Annotated in this window: 3 protein-coding genes; 2 read left to right on the top strand and 1 reads right to left on the bottom strand. The window is 34.6% G+C overall.

Annotation, left to right across the window (positions count from 1 at the left end; translation table 11 throughout):
- Positions 1-170, bottom strand: a 170-nt coding sequence (locus tag H540_RS0122050) for a helix-turn-helix domain-containing protein (RefSeq protein WP_028402410.1), incomplete at its 3' end; no start/stop codon positions are given.
- Positions 171-470: 300 nt separating this feature from the next.
- Between H540_RS0122050 and H540_RS0122045 the strand changes: the two genes are divergently transcribed.
- Both H540_RS0122045 and H540_RS34270 read left to right on the top strand, forming a co-directional pair.
- Positions 471-1,514, top strand: a complete 1,044-nt coding sequence (locus H540_RS0122045; RefSeq protein WP_028402409.1) for a Fic family protein — start codon at positions 471-473, stop codon at positions 1,512-1,514.
- Between the two features lie 437 nt (positions 1,515-1,951).
- The coding region (locus H540_RS34270) for a hypothetical protein (protein ID WP_211241921.1) at positions 1,952-2,131 on the top strand (180 nt) is incomplete at its 3' end.

Here is a 2,131-nt window from a genome sequence, read left to right as displayed (position 1 = left end):
AACTTCAGCTTCTTCAAAGTTTCTTTGTTCTCTTTGTGTTGTTCGTATGTTTTTTTGCGTTCTGCAAGCATTTTGTTATAGACGAAACGAACACAACCAAAGGTTTTTGCAAGAAGAACACATTGTACGACTGTCGGATAGATTCGGAACTTATACGCTTTGTTTGCCATATCATTTCACCTCGCTTTACGATTGTTCGATAAACTAATTTTACCATAATATGTAACCTAAAACAAGAACAAATGTTCTTCAGGCTTGCGCCTAACCGAAATTCATCTCCCCCTTACCGTTGGGCTACGCCCTTCACACGCTTGAAGAGGAAGACTTCTTTCGGAAAATCGTTAAAAACACCCTTTAACATATTCATTACACATAAATGAATATATTTATAGGAAAATGAACATATTTAATATATAATATAACATAATCATATAGGATTAATTGAATATATTTAGGAAGTAGGGATTACTATGAGACCTTTTCATTATGAAGAGCTCAAAAAATTAATGATGCCTATGGAAACGGTAAGATTACTTACTACCATTAACGAGTATAAAGGAAAACAAGATTTGTATAAGAAACAGTACCCTCAAGTATTAAACACGCTACGTGATGTCTCTATTATACAGTCAACAAAAGCTTCAAATGCCATTGAAGGGATTGTAATCACTGACCAGCGTTTAAAGAGTATTATGGGACACAAGACAGAACCTAAAGACCGATCAGAAGGAGAAATTGCTGGATATCGCGATATATTAGATATCATTCATGCCTCCTTTGATGCAATACCACTAAGTGCCGGAGTTATACTACAACTTCATCGTGAGCTCAGTAAGTATATCCCATCGCAAGGCGGAAAATGGAAACATGCTGATAATGTAATTCGTGAGAAACTTCCAGACGGAGAGGTATTTGTACGCTTTATGCCTTTGTCAGCATTTGAAACACCTTCTGCTATGGAAAAATTATGCCAAGAGTATCAAGAGCGTATGCGTAAGCAGGACGTTGAGCCTTTACTTTTAATTTCACTGTTTCTTCTGGATTTCCTTTGTATCCATCCATTCAATGATGGAAATGGTCGTATGTCCCGATTACTGGCCTTACTACTTCTTTACCAAGCTGGTTATGAAGTAGGACGTTACATTAGTCTTGAAAAGATCATTGATGAAAGTAAACAATCTTATTATGACACTTTACAGCATTCATCTATCGGTTGGCATGAGCGTCGAAATGATATTTTCCCTTGGGTAAATTATTTCTTAAGTACGATTGTAGCAGCCTATAAGGAATTAGAAGAACGAGTCGGAGTTGTGCAAACGGGTAAAGGCAATAAAGAAAAAAGAGTCGAATCTTATATAGCCAATAAAATTGGTTACTTCAGCAAAGAAGATATTCGTACAGCTTGTCCGGATGTAAGTGAATCAACTATTAATCGTGTTTTAGTGCGATTAAAAGAAGAAGGGATCGTAGAGCCTTTAGGTAAAGGTAGAAGCGCAAAATGGAAGAAAGTATGATAGGTTCTGGTGCAAACCTCGAATGCTGTCAAAATATATACAAAAATATGAGTGTAGTTCCGAACATTTAAGTATATTGAAACATGAAAATCCGAAAAATCATACAGGGTTCCGAATAAATGTTTCATTTGACAGAGTAATATTCAGGTTACATTAATTGTCCATTTCTTTTTGCACTAGAACCCTTTTATCTATAAAAGTTGACCTTTACAGGTACTTTAAGCATGACAAAAAGGCTTCAGGAGAAGTTGAAGCCTTTTATTTTTACACCATCAAATTTTTGTAGAATTTAAGGAAACCCTACATGTTTATTGTTCTATAAATTGCTTAATTTATACATGTTTTACTTTACATAATCAGTGTTATCGGAAGTTCATTACGATTTTTTTGAGAAGAGTGTTTATCGAATGTGGTCAGCATAGGGGTCATAAATTCCAGTGAGTAATAGAACACTCACCGATAAAATAATCATTCCTACTACTAATAACCCATTACCAACAAATTTATTTTTCTTTTTTCGTGAAAGTACACCTAATACAATAAAAATCATTGCAAAAGGTACTGATATCAATCCTAAACCAATATTCAAAGACTATTCAATCCCTTCAAAGAACAAT

The sequence above is a fragment of the Ectobacillus panaciterrae DSM 19096 genome, assembly GCF_000430785.1.
Classification (GTDB): Bacteria; Bacillota; Bacilli; order Bacillales; family Bacillaceae_G; genus Ectobacillus; species Ectobacillus panaciterrae.
This window is presented reverse-complemented; position numbering and strand designations above follow the sequence as displayed.